This window comes from Oerskovia sp. NPDC060287 (genome assembly GCF_042726775.1).
GTDB classification, from domain to species: Bacteria; Actinomycetota; Actinomycetes; order Actinomycetales; family Cellulomonadaceae; genus Oerskovia; species Oerskovia merdavium.
The window spans coordinates 18,024-33,984 of sequence record NZ_JBHXBO010000006.1 but is presented as its reverse complement, the minus strand read 5'-3'; the positions used below and the strand labels follow the sequence as shown (position 1 = coordinate 33,984).

14 protein-coding genes are annotated in these 15,961 nt (G+C 74.0%); 12 read left to right on the top strand and 2 right to left on the bottom strand.

Annotated elements, in window-relative coordinates; genetic code table 11:
* Nucleotides 1-21: 21 nt before the first annotated feature.
* From ACFWFR_RS01225 to ACFWFR_RS01180, 10 genes are all read left to right on the top strand, one after another.
* Nucleotides 22-1,305 carry a VWA domain-containing protein gene (locus ACFWFR_RS01225; protein ID WP_377620663.1) on the top strand — a complete coding sequence of 428 codons (1,284 nt, stop codon included), beginning with the start codon at nucleotides 22-24 and terminating at the stop codon, nucleotides 1,303-1,305.
* Entirely contained in the window at nucleotides 1,302-2,300 is a 999-nt protein-coding gene (locus ACFWFR_RS01220; RefSeq protein WP_377620662.1) for an FHA domain-containing protein, read from the top strand. The genes ACFWFR_RS01225 and ACFWFR_RS01220 overlap by 4 nt, the downstream gene beginning before the upstream one ends.
* 143 nt (nucleotides 2,301-2,443) lie before the next feature.
* On the top strand, nucleotides 2,444-3,157 hold the full coding sequence (locus tag ACFWFR_RS01215; protein ID WP_377620660.1) for a TetR/AcrR family transcriptional regulator: 714 nt from the start codon (nucleotides 2,444-2,446) through the stop codon (nucleotides 3,155-3,157).
* Nucleotides 3,158-3,237: 80 nt separating this feature from the next.
* A complete protein-coding gene (locus tag ACFWFR_RS01210) occupies nucleotides 3,238-5,007 on the top strand; it encodes an oleate hydratase (RefSeq protein WP_377615858.1) in 1,770 nt (589 codons plus the stop codon).
* A gap of 189 nt (nucleotides 5,008-5,196) precedes the next feature.
* The gene (locus ACFWFR_RS01205) at nucleotides 5,197-5,718 is read left to right on the top strand and encodes a hypothetical protein (RefSeq protein ID WP_377620658.1); all 522 of its coding nucleotides are present in this window, start codon (nucleotides 5,197-5,199) and stop codon (nucleotides 5,716-5,718) included.
* A gap of 194 nt (nucleotides 5,719-5,912) precedes the next feature.
* Nucleotides 5,913-6,656 (top strand): biotin transporter BioY, encoded by a 744-nt coding sequence (locus tag ACFWFR_RS01200; protein WP_377620657.1) that lies wholly within the window; start codon nucleotides 5,913-5,915, stop codon nucleotides 6,654-6,656.
* Nucleotides 6,657-6,674: 18 nt separating this feature from the next.
* Complete coding sequence (locus ACFWFR_RS01195) at nucleotides 6,675-8,108, top strand: class I adenylate-forming enzyme family protein (protein ID WP_377620655.1); 1,434 nt, start codon at nucleotides 6,675-6,677, stop codon at nucleotides 8,106-8,108.
* On the top strand, nucleotides 8,105-9,292 hold the full coding sequence (locus tag ACFWFR_RS01190) for a thiolase family protein (RefSeq protein ID WP_377620653.1): 1,188 nt from the start codon (nucleotides 8,105-8,107) through the stop codon (nucleotides 9,290-9,292). Before ACFWFR_RS01195 ends, ACFWFR_RS01190 begins: the two co-directional genes overlap by 4 nt.
* A gap of 65 nt (nucleotides 9,293-9,357) precedes the next feature.
* A complete protein-coding gene (locus ACFWFR_RS01185) occupies nucleotides 9,358-10,050 on the top strand; it encodes an energy-coupling factor ABC transporter ATP-binding protein (RefSeq protein WP_377620677.1) in 693 nt (230 codons plus the stop codon).
* Nucleotides 10,047-10,661: an energy-coupling factor transporter transmembrane component T family protein gene (locus ACFWFR_RS01180; protein WP_377615864.1), complete on the top strand. Its 615-nt coding sequence runs from the start codon at nucleotides 10,047-10,049 to the stop codon at nucleotides 10,659-10,661. Before ACFWFR_RS01185 ends, ACFWFR_RS01180 begins: the two co-directional genes overlap by 4 nt.
* 17 nt (nucleotides 10,662-10,678) lie before the next feature.
* Here the strand turns inward: ACFWFR_RS01180 and ACFWFR_RS01175 are convergent, their stop codons facing one another.
* A complete protein-coding gene (locus tag ACFWFR_RS01175; RefSeq protein ID WP_377620651.1) occupies nucleotides 10,679-11,614 on the bottom strand; it encodes a phosphotransferase in 936 nt (311 codons plus the stop codon).
* 70 nt (nucleotides 11,615-11,684) lie between these two features.
* Nucleotides 11,685-12,230 (bottom strand): hypothetical protein, encoded by a 546-nt coding sequence (locus tag ACFWFR_RS01170; RefSeq protein WP_377620650.1) that lies wholly within the window; start codon nucleotides 12,228-12,230, stop codon nucleotides 11,685-11,687.
* A gap of 304 nt (nucleotides 12,231-12,534) precedes the next feature.
* Between ACFWFR_RS01170 and ACFWFR_RS01165 the strand changes: the two genes are divergently transcribed.
* Both ACFWFR_RS01165 and ACFWFR_RS01160 read left to right on the top strand, forming a co-directional pair.
* Entirely contained in the window at nucleotides 12,535-14,829 is a 2,295-nt protein-coding gene (locus tag ACFWFR_RS01165; RefSeq protein ID WP_377620649.1) for a choice-of-anchor I family protein, read from the top strand.
* A gap of 5 nt (nucleotides 14,830-14,834) precedes the next feature.
* Nucleotides 14,835-15,944, top strand: coding sequence for a WxL protein peptidoglycan domain-containing protein (locus tag ACFWFR_RS01160; protein WP_377620647.1), 1,110 nt, complete (start codon nucleotides 14,835-14,837; stop codon nucleotides 15,942-15,944).
* Nucleotides 15,945-15,961: the final 17 nt, after the last annotated feature.

Below are 15,961 nucleotides of genomic sequence, written 5' to 3'. Positions count from 1 at the left end.
CCACGAAGGAGCCCAGAACCCATGGCCGAGTTCTCCGCCGAGGTCTTCCAGAACGAGTTCCTGTCCGAGGGCGCCACGGATGTGCACGCCATCGTGACGGTGACCGCCCGAGGGGCAGGTCAGGCCGGTGCCGCGGCCTCCGGGGGCGGCGTCGCCGAGATCATCATGGTCGACACGTCCGGCTCGATGTCGGGGCGCAACATGGAGTCCGCCAAGTACGCGGCGCAGGTCGCGGTCGACCAGATCCTCGACGGGACCTGGTTCGCGATCGTCGGCGGCAGCCACGTCGCGCAGCGCGCGTTCCCCTACCCGAACGCGCGCGTCGCGATGGTCCAGATGGAGCCTGCGGCGCGTGAGGAGGCCAAGCGGGCCATCGCGATGATGAGCCCGTCGGGCGGCACCGCGATGAGCACGTGGCTCCAGCTCGCCGCCCAGCTCTTCGACACCGTCCCCCAGGCCGCCCAGCGCCACGCGATCCTGCTGACGGACGGCAAGAACGAGTCCGAGCCGCGCGAGAACCTGTCGCAGGTCGTGCGCAACGTGACCGGGAAGTTCCAGTGCGACGCGCGCGGCGTCGGGTCCCGCTGGCAGGTCGACGAGCTGCGCGAGATCTCGACGGCCCTGCTCGGGACGGTCGACCTGATCGCCGACCCGAGCGAGATCGCGGCCGACTTCTCCTCGCTCATCCAGAAGTCCATGTCGCGTGGCGTGGCCTCCGCGGACCTGCGCGTGTGGGCCCCGCAGGGCGCCCAGGTGCTGTTCGTCCGCCAGGTCGCCCCGACGGTCGAGGACCTCACGACGCGCCGCGCCGTGGTCAACCCGCTCACGGGCTCCTACCCCACGGGGTCGTGGGGCGACGAGTCGCGCGACTACCACGTGGCCGTGCGCGTGGCCTCGAAGCCCGTGGGCTCCGAGCAGCTCGCCGCGCGGGTGCAGCTCGCCGTGAACGGCGAGGTGGTCTCGTCGGGTCTGGTCAAGGCCAAGTGGTCCGACGACGGCGCGCTCACCACGCGCATCAACCCCGAGGTCGCGCACTACACGGGTCAGGCCGAGCTCGCGTCCGCGATCCAGGAGGGCCTCGCGGCCAAGGCGGCGGGCGACGAGGCGACGGCCACGGTCAAGCTCGGCCGCGCGGTCCAGCTCGCGGCCGAGACGGGCAACGACGAGGCGACCTCGCGCCTGCGCAAGGTCGTGGAGATCGAGAGCGAGGAGCAGGGCACGGTGCGCCTCAAGCGCAACACCGACAAGCTCGACGAGATGGCCCTCGACACGGCCTCGACCAAGACCACGCGGGTCAAGCGATGAGCGCGATCTGCCCCAACGGGCACGCGTCCGAGTCGACCGACTACTGCGACGTGTGCGGCGAGCCCATGGGGGCCGCGTCGAGCAGCGCGTCGGGGGCGGTGTCCTCCGGCTCCGCGGGGGCCGGCGCGCCCGCCGCCGGCGAGGGTGCCGGTGGTGGCGAGCCGATCACGTGCCCGCACTGCTCGTTCCCGGCCGCGGCCGGTGCGCTGTTCTGCGAGAACTGCGGCTACGACTTCACGACGGGCTCGCTGCCCGAGCCCGCCGGGGCGCCGTCGGCCGCGACCCCCGCGCCGCTCGCTCCCCCGGCGTCCTCGCTCGACCTGGACCCGATCGCTCCCCCTGCGGGGTCGCCCGCGGCCGCGCCGTCGCCTGACCCCCTGTCGGCTCCGGCGGCCCTCACGCCGCCCGGGGTCGATCCCGGGGCGGGTGGCCCGTCGACTGCCGCGGTCGCCGCCGGTGCCCCGGGGACGGGTCCGCTCGTCGCTCCCGGTGCTCCTGCCGACCCGGCCGAGGGCGAGACGACGTCCGCGCGGACGGGCGCGACGCCGTCGGGCTCCGGGACGCACCTGCCCACCCCGCCCGTGCCGGGCGAGGACCAGTGGGTCGTCGAGGTGTGGATCGATCCCGACTGGTACCAGGCGCAGAAGGCCGAGGACCCGTTGCCCTCGGCCGGGCTGCCGGGGCTCGTGGTGCTGCGCGAGCGCAGCGTGCTCGTGGGACGTCCGTCGGCGTCGCGCAACATCCACCCGCAGATCGACTGCGGCGCCGACTCGGGCGTCTCGCGTCGGCACTGCCAGCTCAACACCGACGGGCAGCGCTGGTGGGTCGAGGACCTCCAGTCGTCCAACGGGACGTACCTGAGCCCAGCGGGCGGCGAGCTGCCGATCGACCCGATCCCCGCCGGCCAGCGCCGCGAGGTCGCCGACGGCGACCGCATCTACCTCGGTGGGTGGACGCGGCTCGTGATCCGCAAGGCCATGCCGGGCGAGGTCTGACCCTCGTGGTGTGACGGGTGGCGCGGTCACCGGCTGAGGCCGGGGCCGCGCCACCGGTCGTTCCGGCCTCGCCGCTCCCCGGTTGCACGCCCCTCCTCGCGGAGTACGCTCAAAAATGAGCACACTCACCAGGAGGTGGTGTCGTGATCGCCACGGCAGCAGCGAACGAGCTCCGCACGACTCCCCCGACCGGGCGCCGCCAGCGTGCGATGCGCGAGAAGGAGAAGCGCATCTTCGAGGCGGCCTCGACGCTGTTCGACCAGCGCGACTTCCAGCACGTCGTGACCCAGGAGATCTCCGAGCGTGCCGACGTCGCGGTCGGGACCCTGTTCCGGTACGCGGCATCCAAGGGCGAGCTGCTGCTCATGGTCTACAACGAGCACCTCCGCGAGGCTGTCGCGGCCGGCGAGAGAGCGTCGGCCGGGATCGACGATCCGGCCGACGCCGTGGTCGCGCTCGTCGCACCGATCCTCGTCGAGAGCTCGAAGCACGCGCAGAACGCGGCGGCCTACCAGCGCGAGCTGTTGTTCGGCTCCCCCGAGGAGAAGTACCGGATCGAGGGACTGGCCCTCGTCGAAGGCCTCGAGGCGCGGATCGCCGAGCGGCTGGTCGCGGCAGCGAGCCCCGCCCCCGGTGCGCCGGGCACCGGTCCCGGCCCAGCGGTGGAGGTGCCCGACGCCGTCGGGCAGGACGCCTCCCGGGCGGCCCGCAGCGTCTTCGCGGTGCTCCACCTGCTGCTCGCCCAGGCCTCGACCGGCGCGCACGCGAGCCGAGACGCCTCGGTCGAGCTCGACGCGCAGGTGCGCCAGATCGTCCGCGGGTTCCTCGCGACCGTCGCCCCCGCCCCCACCCCCTGACGTCCGGGCCGAGGGCGGAGATCCCACCGCGGCCCGTGCTGCACCCACTTCAGAAGATCCGTCGATGAAGGGAATGGCACATGTTCTACAGCAGCGGCAACTACGAGGCGTTCGCGCGACCGCGCAAGCCCGAGGGAGCGGAGAGGAAGTCGGCCTGGTTCGTCGGCGCCGGCCTCGCGTCCCTGTCCGGGGCAGCCTTCATGATCCGTGACGGGCAGGTCCCCGGGAGCCGGATCACGATCCTCGAACGCCTCAAGCTGCCGGGCGGCGCCCTCGACGGCATCCGGGAGCCCAAGAAGGGATTCGTCGTGCGCGGCGGACGCGAGATGGAGGACCACATGGAATGTCTGTGGGACCTCTTCCGGTCGGTGCCGTCGATCGAGATCGACGGGGCGTCGGTCCTCGACGAGTTCTACTGGCTCAACAAGGACGACCCGAACTTCTCCCTGCAGCGCGTGACCGAGAAGCAGGGGCAGGACGCGCACACCGACGGCCTCTTCACCCTCAACGACAAGGCCCAGAAGGATCTCGTCAAGCTCTTCCTCGCGACCCGCGAGGAGATGGAGGGCAAGCGGATCAACGAGGTCCTGGGCAAGGACTTCCTCGCGAGCAACTTCTGGCTCTACTGGCGCACCATGTTCGCGTTCGAGGAGTGGCACAGCGCCCTGGAGATGAAGCTGTACCTGCACCGGTTCGTGCACCACGTCGGCGGCCTGCCCGACTTCAGCGCCCTGAAGTTCACCAAGTACAACCAGTACGAGTCGCTCGTGCTGCCGCTCACCCGCTGGCTCATCGACCAGGGCGTGACGTTCCACTTCCAGACCGAGGTCACGGACATCGACTTCGACATCACGCCCGAGCGCAAGCTCGCGACGCGGATCCACTGGATCAAGGACGGCGAGGAGGGCGGCGTCGACCTGGGCGAGGACGACCTGGTGCTCACCACGATCGGCTCGCTCACCGAGAACTCCGACGACGGTGACCACCACACCGCCGCGAAGCTCGACGAGGGCCCGGCCCCGGCCTGGGACCTGTGGAAGAACATCGCCCGGCGCGACCCGTCGTTCGGGCGCCCCGAGGTGTTCTGCACCAACATCCCCGAGAGCAAGTGGGAGTCGGCCACCGTCACCACGCTCGACGCCCGCATCCCGGAGTACATCCAGAAGATCGCCAAGCGCGACCCGTTCAGCGGCGGCGTCGTGACGGGTGGGATCGTGACCGTGCGCGACTCGGCCTGGCTCATGAGCTGGACGGTCAACCGGCAGCCGCACTTCAAGCAGCAGCCCGAGGACCAGATCGTGGCCTGGGTCTACTCGCTGTTCGTCGACACCCCCGGGGACTTCGTCAAGAAGCCCATGCAGGAGTGCACGGGCGAGGAGATCACGCAGGAGTGGCTCTACCACCTGGGCGTTCCCGTCGAGGAGATCCCCGAGCTCGCGGCGACGGGTGCCATGACGGTGCCCGTCATGATGCCGTACGTGACCTCGTTCTTCCTGCCCCGCCGGGCAGGCGACCGCCCCGACGTCGTCCCCGAGGGGGCCGTGAACTTCGCGTTCATCGGCCAGTTCGCCGAGACCACGCGCGACACGATCTTCACGACCGAGTACTCGGTGCGCACCGGCATGGAGGCGGCCTACCAGCTCCTCGGGATCGAGCGGGGCGTGCCCGAGGTCTTCAACTCGACCTACGACGTGCGCAAGCTGCTCGCCGCGACCACGCGCCTGCGCGACGGCGAGGAGCTGCACATCCCCGGCCCCGGCATCCTGCGCAACCGCCTGCTGCGCAGGATCGACGCGACCGAGATCGGAGAGCTGCTCAGCGAGTTCGGGCTGCTGCACGAGAAGAAGTAGGGCGGGTCGTCGCACCGCGTCCGGCTCCCCGGGGGTGGGGTGCGTGTTCGCGTAGTCGCAACAATCGTGGTGGCTGTGCGAACGACACACCCCACCCCCGGGGCCGTCCCTACCGGGAACGGGGTGCGTCCGGACGACCACGCACATCGACGAGCGCATCCTGCCCCGTCGAGGGGGCAGGATGCCGGTTTGAGCACAGCATCAGCCGGCCCTCTGTCCGGCTACGTTCTCGAGGTGGTGCGCAACGACAGGTCCACGACCCTGTGGTGGGGTGAGGGTGCCGACGGCGGCGACGTCGTCGCGACGCGCAGCGGCAGGGTGCTCACGTGGACGAGTCCCGAGGCCTGCTTCGCCGCGGCGGCCGTCGAGGGCTGGGACGTGGCTCACGACGAGGCGACGCGGACGGACCTGACTCCGGTCCTCGAGTGGCTGGCTCGCCGACGAGCCCTCGATGCGGCGGCGGCTCTGAACGCGTGGAACCTGGCAGGCGACATGGCGCGCAGCACCAGGACACCCTGGGGAGACCGTGGGCGCGTCGCGGATGCCTGTCACGACAAGCTCACCGTGGCGTGCATCCCGTGGCTCGTCGGGCAGGACGACAGCTCGCCCCGTAGGACCGCGACCGAGGAGCGCTACCTGCGCAAGCGGGTCGGTGCGGCGGTCGCACTGTTCGACCAGCAGGTCGCGGGGCGTCGCCACCTCCGCCCCTAGACCCACGCCGGGACGATTCCTCAAGCCGGGACCCCCACGAAGGGATCTGGTTGGAGGTTTCCTCCAACCGGTTGTCGACTTCCGCCAACGCATGCTGCTCTCCCTGATTCGTGGCGCCGACGCACCGGCCCCCTGTCCCCGACAAGAGTGGACACGTGCCACCCGGCACCTCACGCCCTTCCCGAGGAGACCCCGTGGCCCGCGCAGTGCGCACCGACCTGCCCGCAGAACTGCCCGCTGACGTCCCCGCGAGCGAGCACCCCGACGCACCGGTGTCGCACGAGCCGGCACCCCGCAGTGCGGGCTCCGAGACCTCCGCGACCTCCCGCTGGCGCATCACCGCCGCCGACGCAGCCCGCATCGCGACCTTTGCCGCACTGACCGCGGTCCTCGGCATGCCCGGCTCGCTGGCCCTGTTCGGCAACGCGGTCCCGATCACGCTCCAGACCCTGGGCGTCATGCTCGCCGGCGCCCTCCTCGGCGCGTGGCGCGGTGCGCTCGCGATGCTCACCTTCCTCGCCCTGGTCGCGGCGGGCCTCCCGCTCCTGTCGGGCGGCCGCGGCGGCCCCGCGGTCTTCGTGGGCCCGTCGGTCGGCTACCTGATCGGGTTCGTGGCGGGCGCTGCGGTCGTCGGCCTGATCGTCGAGCGCTTCCGCACCCTGACGTTCTGGCGCGTCCTGGTCGCGAGCGTCGTGGGCGGCATGCTCGTCATGTACGCCCTGGGCATCCCGCTCCAGGCGCTCGTCACGGGCTTCCCGCTCCAGACCGTCGCGACCGGGTCGCTCATCTACCTCCCGGGCGACCTCCTCAAGGCCGTGATCGCGGCCTCGGTCACGGTCGGCGTGGTCCGCGCCTACCCTGCGGCCTCGCCGCTGCGCCGCCCCCAGAGCCCCGGACGCTCCACCGAGCAGCGGTCCGCCGCGAGCCCCGCGGCCTGATCGACCTACGATCCCCTCATGCCCGTCGCCCGCACCGTCATCGCGCACGCCCGCAGCTCCGCAGGGGGTCGCTGCGCGCTGCGCTCACCGGAACGCTCCCGCACCTACCGAGCCCTCGCCGCGGACGTCGTGGCGGGCGCGGAGTTCCTGCGGGCGACCGGGACGGTCGTGGGCGATGTCGTCGCGATCTCGCTGCCCGACCCGGTCGACCTCCTCACGGCCCTCCTCGCGGTCGACCTCGCGGGAGCCACTCCCCTGGTCTGCGACCACTCGTGGTCGCGGGCCCAGCGCGCCGAGGTCCTGCGGACCATCGCCCCGGCGGGCTTCGTCGAGGTCCCGCTCCCGCGCGGCAGCGCCACGGACGTGCTCGCCCCGCTCAGCGGCCCGGTCACGAGCAGCCTGCCCGACGACGTCGCTCCCCTCGAGCCCTCGGCTGCGGATCTCGCGTGGGCCGGCTTCTCGTCGGGCAGCACGGGTCGCCCGCGCGCCGTGGTCCGCACGCGCGGCTCGTGGGTCGGGTCGTTCGAGGCGGCGGCCCGCCTCACGGGCACCAAGCCCGAGGACACCGTGCTGGTGCCCGGCCCGCTCGCGTCCTCGCTCTACTGCTTCGCGGCCGTGCACGCGCTCGCGACCGGGGCGTGCGTCCAGCTCGCCAAGGGGGACGCTGCGATCACGACGGCCCTGGCGACCTCCGAGGTCGTGCACCTCGTCCCTTCGGCGCTCGAACCGATCCTCGACGCGATCGAGGCGGGGGCCCCGAGCCGTCTGCGGACCGCCGTGGTCGGCGGTGCCTCGCTGCCCACGGACGTGCGCGAGCGCGCGGCGCGCGCCGGGGTCGCCGTCGTGACCTACTACGGGGCCGTCGAGCTGTCGTTCGTGGCGATCGACACCGACGGCACGGGTCTGCACCCGTTCCCGGGCGTCGAGGTCGAGGTGCGCGAGCTGCCCGGTGCGACGCTGGGCGAGGTCTGGGTGCGGTCACCCTGGGTCGCGCAGGGGTACCTCGCCCGCGCGACCGGCCCGTTCCGCCGCGAGGGCGAGTGGTCGACCGTGGGCGACCTCGCGGAGCTGCCCGCCCCCGGGGACGCGGACGCTGCCCTGGTCCTGCGCGGGCGCGGCGACGGCGCGATCCTCACGGGCGGCGCGACCGTGGTCCCCGAGGACGTCGAGGTCGTCCTGCGCGCGATCCCGGGCGTCGAGGACGTCGTGGTCGTCGGCACCCCGCACCGGCGCCTGGGCGCGGTCGTGACGGCCGTGGTGCAGTGCGCCGACCGCCCAGGCCTGCGCGCCCACCTCGAACGGGTCGCCCGCGCCTCGCTCTCGGTCGCCCAGCGCCCGCGCCGCTGGTACGGCGTGCGCGAGCTGCCGCGGACGCCGTCGGGCAAGGCGGCGCGCGGCGCGATCAGCGAGGCTCTCCTGTCCGGCGGCCCCGCGTACGAGGCCCTGCGGTGAGCGCCTCCCCCGACTCCCCCGTGATCGTCGCCGCGCGGCGTACCTGGATCGGCACGGCGGGGCACGGGCACGCAGACCTGTCGGCGACCGACCTCGCCGCCCCCGTCCTCGGAGCGGTGCTCGCCGACCTCCCGGCAGGCCACGGCCTGGGCGTCGAGGACGTCGTGCTCGGGAACTGCACGGGACCGGGCGGGAACCTCGCGCGCGTCGCGGTCCTCGCCGCCGCCCTGCGCGACCCGGCAGGACCGCTGTCCGAGCGCGTCCCCGGCCTCACGATCGACCGGCAGTGCGGCAGCGGGCTGGCCGCGGTCCTGCTCGCGGCCCAGGGTGTCCGCGCCGGCGACGGCGACCTGGTGCTGGCCGGTGGTGCGGAGAGCGCCTCGACCGCCCCGCTGCGCGCCCACCGCCCGCCCCGCGGGTCGGGTGCCCAGCCGGTCCCCTACGACCGCGCCCCCTTCACACCCTCCGCGCTCGGCGACCCCGGCATGGGCGCCGCGGCAGACGCCCTCGCTCGCGAGCACGGCATCGACCGCGAGCGCCAGGACGCCTACGCCGCCCGTTCGCACGCCCGCGCCCTCGCGGCGCACGCGGCGGGCCGCTTCGGCGCGGAGGTCGTCCCGGTGGATGGCCTCGCCCGTGACGAGCGCGCCCGCAGGCTCGACCCCGCGCTGCTCGCGCGCCTCCCGTCCGCCTTCACGCCGGGCGGCGACGGGACCGCGGGCAACGCGAGCCCGGTCAGCGACGGGGCCGCTGTGGTCGCGGTCGTCCCCGAGCGGGTCCGGGCAGGGCTGGGCCTGCCGGGCCTGCGGCTCGTGGGCGGCCTGACGCGCGGCTGTGACCCGCGCCTGCCCGGGTGGGGCCCGGTCCCGGCGGTGCGCGAGCTGCTGGACCGCACGGGCCGCACCACGGGCGACCTCGCGGCGCTCGAGCTCGTCGAGGCCTTCGCGGCGCAGGTCCTGGCGTTCACGGGAGCGTTCTCCCTGCCCGACGACGACGCACGCCTCTGCGCGGACGGCGGCGCCCTGGCCCTGGGGCACCCGTGGGGCGCGAGCGGAGCGGTGTCGGTCGTGCGGCTGTTCAGCCGCCTCGTGCGCTCGGGCGCTCCGGCGGGTTCGCTCGGGCTCGCGGCCGCAGCGGTGGGCGGGGGCCTGGGCGTGGCCGGGCTGTTCGAGGTGGTCCGGTGAGAGGGACGAACGTGCGGAGAGCGGCTGCGACAGAAGCACCGCGCCATGCGACCGAGCCGCCCGAGGTGGGCTGCGTCGTCGGGCTCGAGGACGTGCACGTGCGCCTGGGCGAGCGCGACGTCCTGCGCGGGATCACCGCGGAGCTGCACGAGCGGCGCATCGGGATCGTGGGGGCCAACGGCTCGGGCAAGAGCACCCTGGCCCGGCTGCTCGACGGGCTCGTCCTGCCCACGCGCGGGACCGTCCGCGTCGACGGCCTGGACACCCGCCGCTCAGGTGCCCAGGTCCGCCGGCGCGTGGGCTTCGTGTTCTCCGACCCCGACGCCCAGATCGTCATGCCGACCGTTGCCGAGGACGTCGCCTACTCGCTGCGCCGCAGCGAGCACGACCGTGCCGCGCGCGACCGGCTCGTCGCCGACTGGCTCGCGCGCCACGGCCTCGACGGGCACGCCGACCACCCCGCGCACCTGCTCTCGGGCGGCCAGAAGCAGCTCCTCGCGCTCACGTCGGTGCTCGTGACCGCCCCGCGACTCGTCGTCGCCGACGAACCCACGACCCTGCTCGACCTGCGCAACACGCGCCGCGTCGCGGCGCTGCTGGCCGAGCTCCCGCAGCAGGTCGTGCTCGTCTCGCACGACCTCGACCTCATGGCGGGCTACGACCGCGTCCTCGTGGTCGACGAGGGCCAGGTCGTGGCCGACGACGAACCCGCCCCGGCGATCGCGTACTACCGCCGGCTCCTGGACGAGCGGCCGTGAGCGGGACGAGCGCAGCGGCCGGGGCCTACGTCTTCGGGCGCTCGCTGCTGCACCGCGCGCCCGCCGGACCCAAGCTCGCCGCGCTCATGCTCTGCTCGCTCGCCCTGCTGCTGGTCCGCTCCCCCCTGGGCGTCGCGCTCGCGGCACTCGTGGTCGCAGGCCTCTACGCTCTCGCAGGCGTCGGCGGTCGCGCCGCATGGGGGCAGGTGCGCCCCCTGCGCGTGTTCGTGCCCGTGCTCTTCGCGCTCCAGTGGTGGCTCATGGACCTCACCTCCGCAGCCGTGCTCAGCACGCGGCTCGTGGTCCTCGTGGCGCTCGCGGGACTCGTCACGTGCACCACGCGGGTCGCCGACCTGCTCGGGGCGATCGAGCGCGGGCTCGCACCCCTGGGGCGCGTGGGCGTGGACGTCGAGCGCATCGCGCTCGTGCTCGCCCTCGCGCTGCGCAGCGTGCCCGTGATCGCGGACCTCGCGGGACGGGTCCGCGACGCGCAGCGGGCGCGCGGGCACGAGCGCGACGTCAGGGCGTTCGCCGTGCCGCTCGTCGTGGGCGCGATGCGCCAGGCCGACGCCCTGGGTGAGGCCCTGAGGGCGCGCGGGTTCGACGACTGAGGTCGTCGTCCCCCGCCTCAGGCCCGGCGCCGTGCCAACCAGTCGATCGCGACGAACCCCTGACGTCGCTGGAACGCGCGCAGGGTCGGCATGTTCTGCGGTGCGGGGTGCCGGGCGGCGTCGAAGAAGTAGCCCGCGAGCCCCGCGAGGAAGGCGTCGACGTGCTCGCGCGTGGCCCCGCGGAAGAGCGGGTGCGACGACGCGATCGCGTCGACGTCGACCGTGCTGTCGTTGACGCGCGCGTCGAGCAGCAGGGTCAGGGCGTCGATCCAGCGCGCACCCGTGGCGGCCCACGGCCAGTCGACGACCCACACGCGCGAGGACTGGTCGACCAGCACGTTGTCGAAGCGGAGGTCGAGGTGGACGAGGCGGTCGCCGTGCGCGGCCTGCGCGGCCGTCGCCGCGAGCGCCTCGAGCTCGTCGAGGTGCTCGACCGCCCAGGCAGGAAGACCCACCAGGTGACCGTCGGCGCGCAGCCGGGACCAGCCCTCGAACGTGGGGGCGAGCTCGGTCCGCGCGTCGGCGAACGGTGAGACGCCGGACGCGTCCCGGACCACGGGGAGCTCGAGGAGTGCGCCGAGCACCGCGATGAGCTCGCGGCGCTCGGGCGGCAGGTCGGGGTGGCGGCCCTCGATGTCCTCGACGACGAGCGCGACCCACTCCTCGCTCTCGTGCGCGCCCAGGAGCCGGGGCGCGGGGGCCGCGTCGGGCAGGCGGCGCAGCACCTCGAGCTCACGGCGGTGGATGTCGTACGCGTCGGGGTTGCGCGAACGGCTCACGGCTTTGACGAACGCACGGGCCCCCGACGCGGTGCGCACGCGGTCGGCGCTGCCCGGCGAGTAGCCCTGGACCTGGCTCGCGGCGAAGACCACCGGCCCGCCCAGGATCTTCTCGACGTCCGTGCGCACCTGCGGTGCGAGCTCCTGCCAGGTCGTGCGCCGCGTCGAGTCCACCCGGCGAGACTAGTGCGCGGGCGCGGCGTGCACGGACAGCGCGCGCCCGCGAGTCTGCGGAGCGCGCCGCCTACGTGCCCGCGGGCGTCGGCTGCTTCTCGATCTCGACCCTCGTCATCTCGGGCGTGAACGCGTAGACGTCCTCGCCCTCCGCCGAGATCCACCACTTGCCGCACATCACGGTGCTCCTGGCCTCCTGGCCCTCCGGCCACCAGCTCGCGAGCAGGGTGGAGTCGGTGCGGTAGTCGTCGGCCACCAGGTCGCCGCGCTCGGGCCTGGCGACCAGCGGGTCGTCGGCCGAGACGGCCGTGCAGTCGGCAGGCAGGCCGTCGAGCGACCCCTGGAACGTCACCAGGCGCTCGTCGCCCGTGGTGCGGAAGATCCCCCGGACCTTCGCGGCGTCGTCGGGCACCCAGGTCGGGACGACCTTCTCGTCCTTGCCCTCCTTGCCGGTCTCGAACGCGAAGGTCTTGGTGTGGCCGGCGTCGCGTTCCTCGAGCCCCTCGGCGATCGAGCCGCACGCGCTGAGCGTGAGGGCCGCGAGGCCTCCGAGGGCGACGACGAGGAGCGTGCGGGGGCGGCGGGACATGGACGGGGACGTGGTGTTCGTGGTCATGGCACCGACGCTACGGACGCGTCCCGGGGCACCGCGTCGGGTCCTGGTCGGGTCCTGCGGGCTCGTGGCTGCACCGCTCGCCGGACTCTCCTGCCGACCGGCTCCACCCCTCGGTGCAGACCGGGGGCAGGTGTCCCAGGGTCATCCCCTAGGCGGCCCGGCGTCCGGTTCGTCCCGTCCGCCCCACTGGTCACCCGTCGGCCCCCACCCCGTCGGGCACCGTTCACCGACCGGACACCCGCCGCGCCTAGGTTCCGAGCGTCTGCCCTGCACCCTGCGGGGCCATCGGAACGAGGAGCACGGAATGCGCGTGGTTCACCAGTCCCGCCGGCACGGGAAGGCGGCCGGGATCGTGGCCGCCGGCCTCACGGTCGCCGTCGCCGCCGGGACGTTCGGGGTCGTCGGCACCGCCGTCGCCGCCCCCGACCCGTCCGTCCCCCCTGCCGTCACCCTCTCGCCGCTCGGCACGTACTCCACGGGCCAGCTCGACGAGTCCGCAGCGGAGATCGTCGCGTTCCACGCGGCCTCGAAGCGCCTGTTCGTCGTCAACGCCCAGTCCGGGAAGGTCGACGTCCTCGACGCCCAGGACCCCACGGCACCGACCCGCCTGTTCGAGCTCGCGGTCGGCGGCACGGCCTCCGCGGACGGCTCGGTCGTGGCGGCCGACGCCGTCGTGAACTCCGTCGCGATCCGTCCCGACGGTCTCGCCGTCGCCGCGGTCGAGTCCAGCACCAAGACCGACGAGGGCTGGGTCGTCTTCTTCGACGCCGCCGCCCCCGTGACCACCCCGGGCACCGCGCCCGCAGCAGCGGTCCTCGGCGCTGTGCGCGTGGGCGCGCTGCCCGACATGGTCACGTTCTCGCCCGACGGCACGCGCATCGCGGTCGCCAACGAGGGCGAGCCCGCAGACGACTACAGCATCGACCCCGAAGGCTCGATCTCGATCGTCACAGCACCCGCGGGCCTCGCGAGCGCCGCCCAGAGCGACGTCCGCACCGCGACGTTCCACGCGTTCGAGGCGGGTGGACCCAGAACGCTGCCCGCGGGCGTCCGGGTGTTCGGCGGCCGGGAGGCCGCGGGCACGGGCGTCCCCGAGCGTCCCGTCTCGGAGAGCCTCGAGCCCGAGTACATCGCGTGGGACGCGACCGGCACTGTCGCCTACGCGAGCGTGCAGGAGGCGAACGCGCTCGCGGTCGTCGACGTCGCGAGCGCGACCGTGACCGACCTGCTGCCGCTCGGGACGCAGGACCACCTGGCAGCCGGCAAGGGCCTCGACGCGTCCGACAAGGACGGGAAGATCAACATCCGCTCCTGGCCCGTCAAGGGCCTCTACGAGCCCGACACGATCGCCTCCTACCAGGCGGGCGGCGCGACCTACCTCGTGACCGCGAACGAGGGCGACTCGCGCGACTGGAAGGGCTGGTCCGAGGTCGCGCGCGTCAAGGACCTCGGCAAGAAGGGCGTGCCCGGCTTGTGCGCCGACGCATTCTCGTCGTTCGTCGGCGCGCCCGGCAACCCCGCGACGCTCGCCGAGCTCACGGCCGACGCCAACCTGGGCCGCCTCAACATCAGCACCGCGAGCGGCCTGCGCGCCGACGGCTCGTGCTACGAGGAGCTGTACTCCTACGGGTCGCGGTCGTTCTCGATCTGGTCGACCGACGGCCGACAGGTCTTCGACTCAGGCGACGCGTTCGAGCAGCTCGTCGCCTCGGTCAACCCCGACTTCTTCAACTCGAACCACACCGAGTCCGGGTTCGACGGGCGCAGCGACGACAAGGGCCCCGAGCCCGAGGGGCTCACGCTGGGTGAGGTCGGCGGGCGCACCTATGCGTTCATCGGCTTCGAGCGCGTGGGCGGGATCGCGGTCTTCGACGTCACGGACCCCGCGCACGCGACCTACGTCTCCTACGTCAACAACCGCGACTTCTCGGTGAGCGCCGAGGCGACGCCCGAGAAGCTCGCCGAGGCCGGCGACCTGGGTCCTGAGGGCCTTACGTTCGTCGCGGCGAGCGACTCGCCCACGGGCTCGCCGCTCCTCGCGGTCGGGAACGAGATCTCGGGCACCACGACGTTCTACGGCGTCGTGGTCCCGGGGGCCGAGCCCGGCGACGGCCAGATCGACCTGACGGTCACCATCCCGGCCGCTCCCGTCGAGCCGGGCGAGTTCGTCTGGACGGTCGACGGCGGCACGCGCGTGGTCGACCTCGGCACGGCCCGGCTCGCGGGCGACCACCTCGCCGCGGCCGGACGCCTGGGCGCCGTGACGGTGACGGACACCCGAGCGACCGCCCCCGCGTGGTCCGTCTCGGCGCAGGTCGGGGACTTCACCACGACCGCCGGGGCGCGCACCCTCCCCGGCAAGCACCTCGGCTGGACGCCCGCCCTGGTCACGGCCGGCGGCGGGACGCTCGCGGGCGCCCCGGTGGCGTCGGGCCTGTTGAGCGGGAACGGCCTGGCCGACTCCGCCCTGCTCGGGTCCGCAGCGGCGGGGCACGAGCTGGGCAGCGCGGTCCTCGGCGCCGACCTCGACCTGCGCCTCCCGGTCGACGCGGCCGCCGGTACCTACACGGCCACGCTGACCCTCACCGCGATCGGCTGACCGACATGACCCGTCGCCACGTGAACGGTGGCAGCCGGTCCAGCCGGTCCCGCGTCGCGACGGCGCTCCTGGTCGGGGCGGTGGCAGCGCTGCTGTCCGCCGCCCCGGCCGGAGCGGGCCCCCGGCAGGGCGTCGCCGCACCGTCGCCGGCCGCGGCACGGTCGACCGTCGACGAGACCACGAACCAGCCCGACGCTCAGCCGGTGACCTGGGGCGTCGCCCCTGCCGCGGCCCCGACCTTCGACTTCGCCCTGGAACCCGGGGCAACCCTCACGGACCAGCTCGTCGTGACCAACCACGGCGACGTCCCGCTCGACCTCGCGGTCTACGCCGCCGACGCCTTCACCTCGCCCACGGGAGCGCTCGACGTCCTGCCGGCAGGCACACCGTCCGAGGACCTGGGTGCCTGGATCTCGACCGACGTCCCGCAGGTCCTGGTCGCCCCCGGTGAGCGCGTGGCGGTCCCCTTCACCCTCACGGTCCCGGCCGACGCCACACCGGGCGACCACACGGCCGCGGTCGTGACCTCGCTCGTGACGGGTGCGGGCGAGGGCGGGGTCGCGGTCGACCGGCGCCTCGGCACGCGCGTCCTGGTCCGGGTCGCGGGCGACCTCGCGCCGTCGGCGACCGTCACGGACGTCGACGCCGACTACACCGGGTCGTGGAACCCGGCCGGGACGGGCGACGCGCACCTCACGTTCACCGTGACCAACACGGGCAACGTCCGCCTCGCAGGTCCCCTCGCGGCCACGGTCGCGGGCCCCATGGGCGTCGGTGCCGTCTCGGTCCCGCTGGGCGACCTGCCCGAGCTCCTGCCGGGCGACGCGATCACCCTCACGGGGACCGCGACGGGGGTCGCGCCGCTCGGGCGCCTGGCGGCGTCGGTCGCGCTCGCGCCCGTGGTCGCCACGACGGCGACCACGACCCTGCCCGACGACGCCGCCTCCCACTCGCTCGACCCCGCCACGGGCGAGGCGCACCTGTGGGCGGTCCCGTGGTCCGCGTTCGCCCTGGCCGTGCTCCTCGTGGGTGCGGTGCTCGCGTGGCGGACGCTGCGCCGTCGGGCACGCGTGCGCTTCGAGGCCGCGGTCCGGGACGCCCTCGCGGCCGCCTGACGCCGCGTGCACGGGTC

Bases quoted from the DNA above. Each gene is read 5' to 3' on its own strand.
- ACFWFR_RS01225 (WP_377620663.1), top strand. From the start codon at position 22: ATGGCCGAGTTCTCCGCCGAGGTCTTCCAGAACGAGTTCCTGTCCGAG.
- ACFWFR_RS01220 (WP_377620662.1), top strand. From the start codon at position 1,302: ATGAGCGCGATCTGCCCCAACGGGCACGCGTCCGAGTCGACCGACTAC.
- ACFWFR_RS01210 (WP_377615858.1), top strand. From the start codon at position 3,238: ATGTTCTACAGCAGCGGCAACTACGAGGCGTTCGCGCGACCGCGCAAG.
- ACFWFR_RS01195 (WP_377620655.1), top strand. From the start codon at position 6,675: ATGCCCGTCGCCCGCACCGTCATCGCGCACGCCCGCAGCTCCGCAGGG.
- ACFWFR_RS01170 (WP_377620650.1), bottom strand. From the start codon at position 12,230: ATGACCACGAACACCACGTCCCCGTCCATGTCCCGCCGCCCCCGCACG.
- ACFWFR_RS01165 (WP_377620649.1), top strand. From the start codon at position 12,535: ATGCGCGTGGTTCACCAGTCCCGCCGGCACGGGAAGGCGGCCGGGATC.
- ACFWFR_RS01160 (WP_377620647.1), top strand. From the start codon at position 14,835: ATGACCCGTCGCCACGTGAACGGTGGCAGCCGGTCCAGCCGGTCCCGC.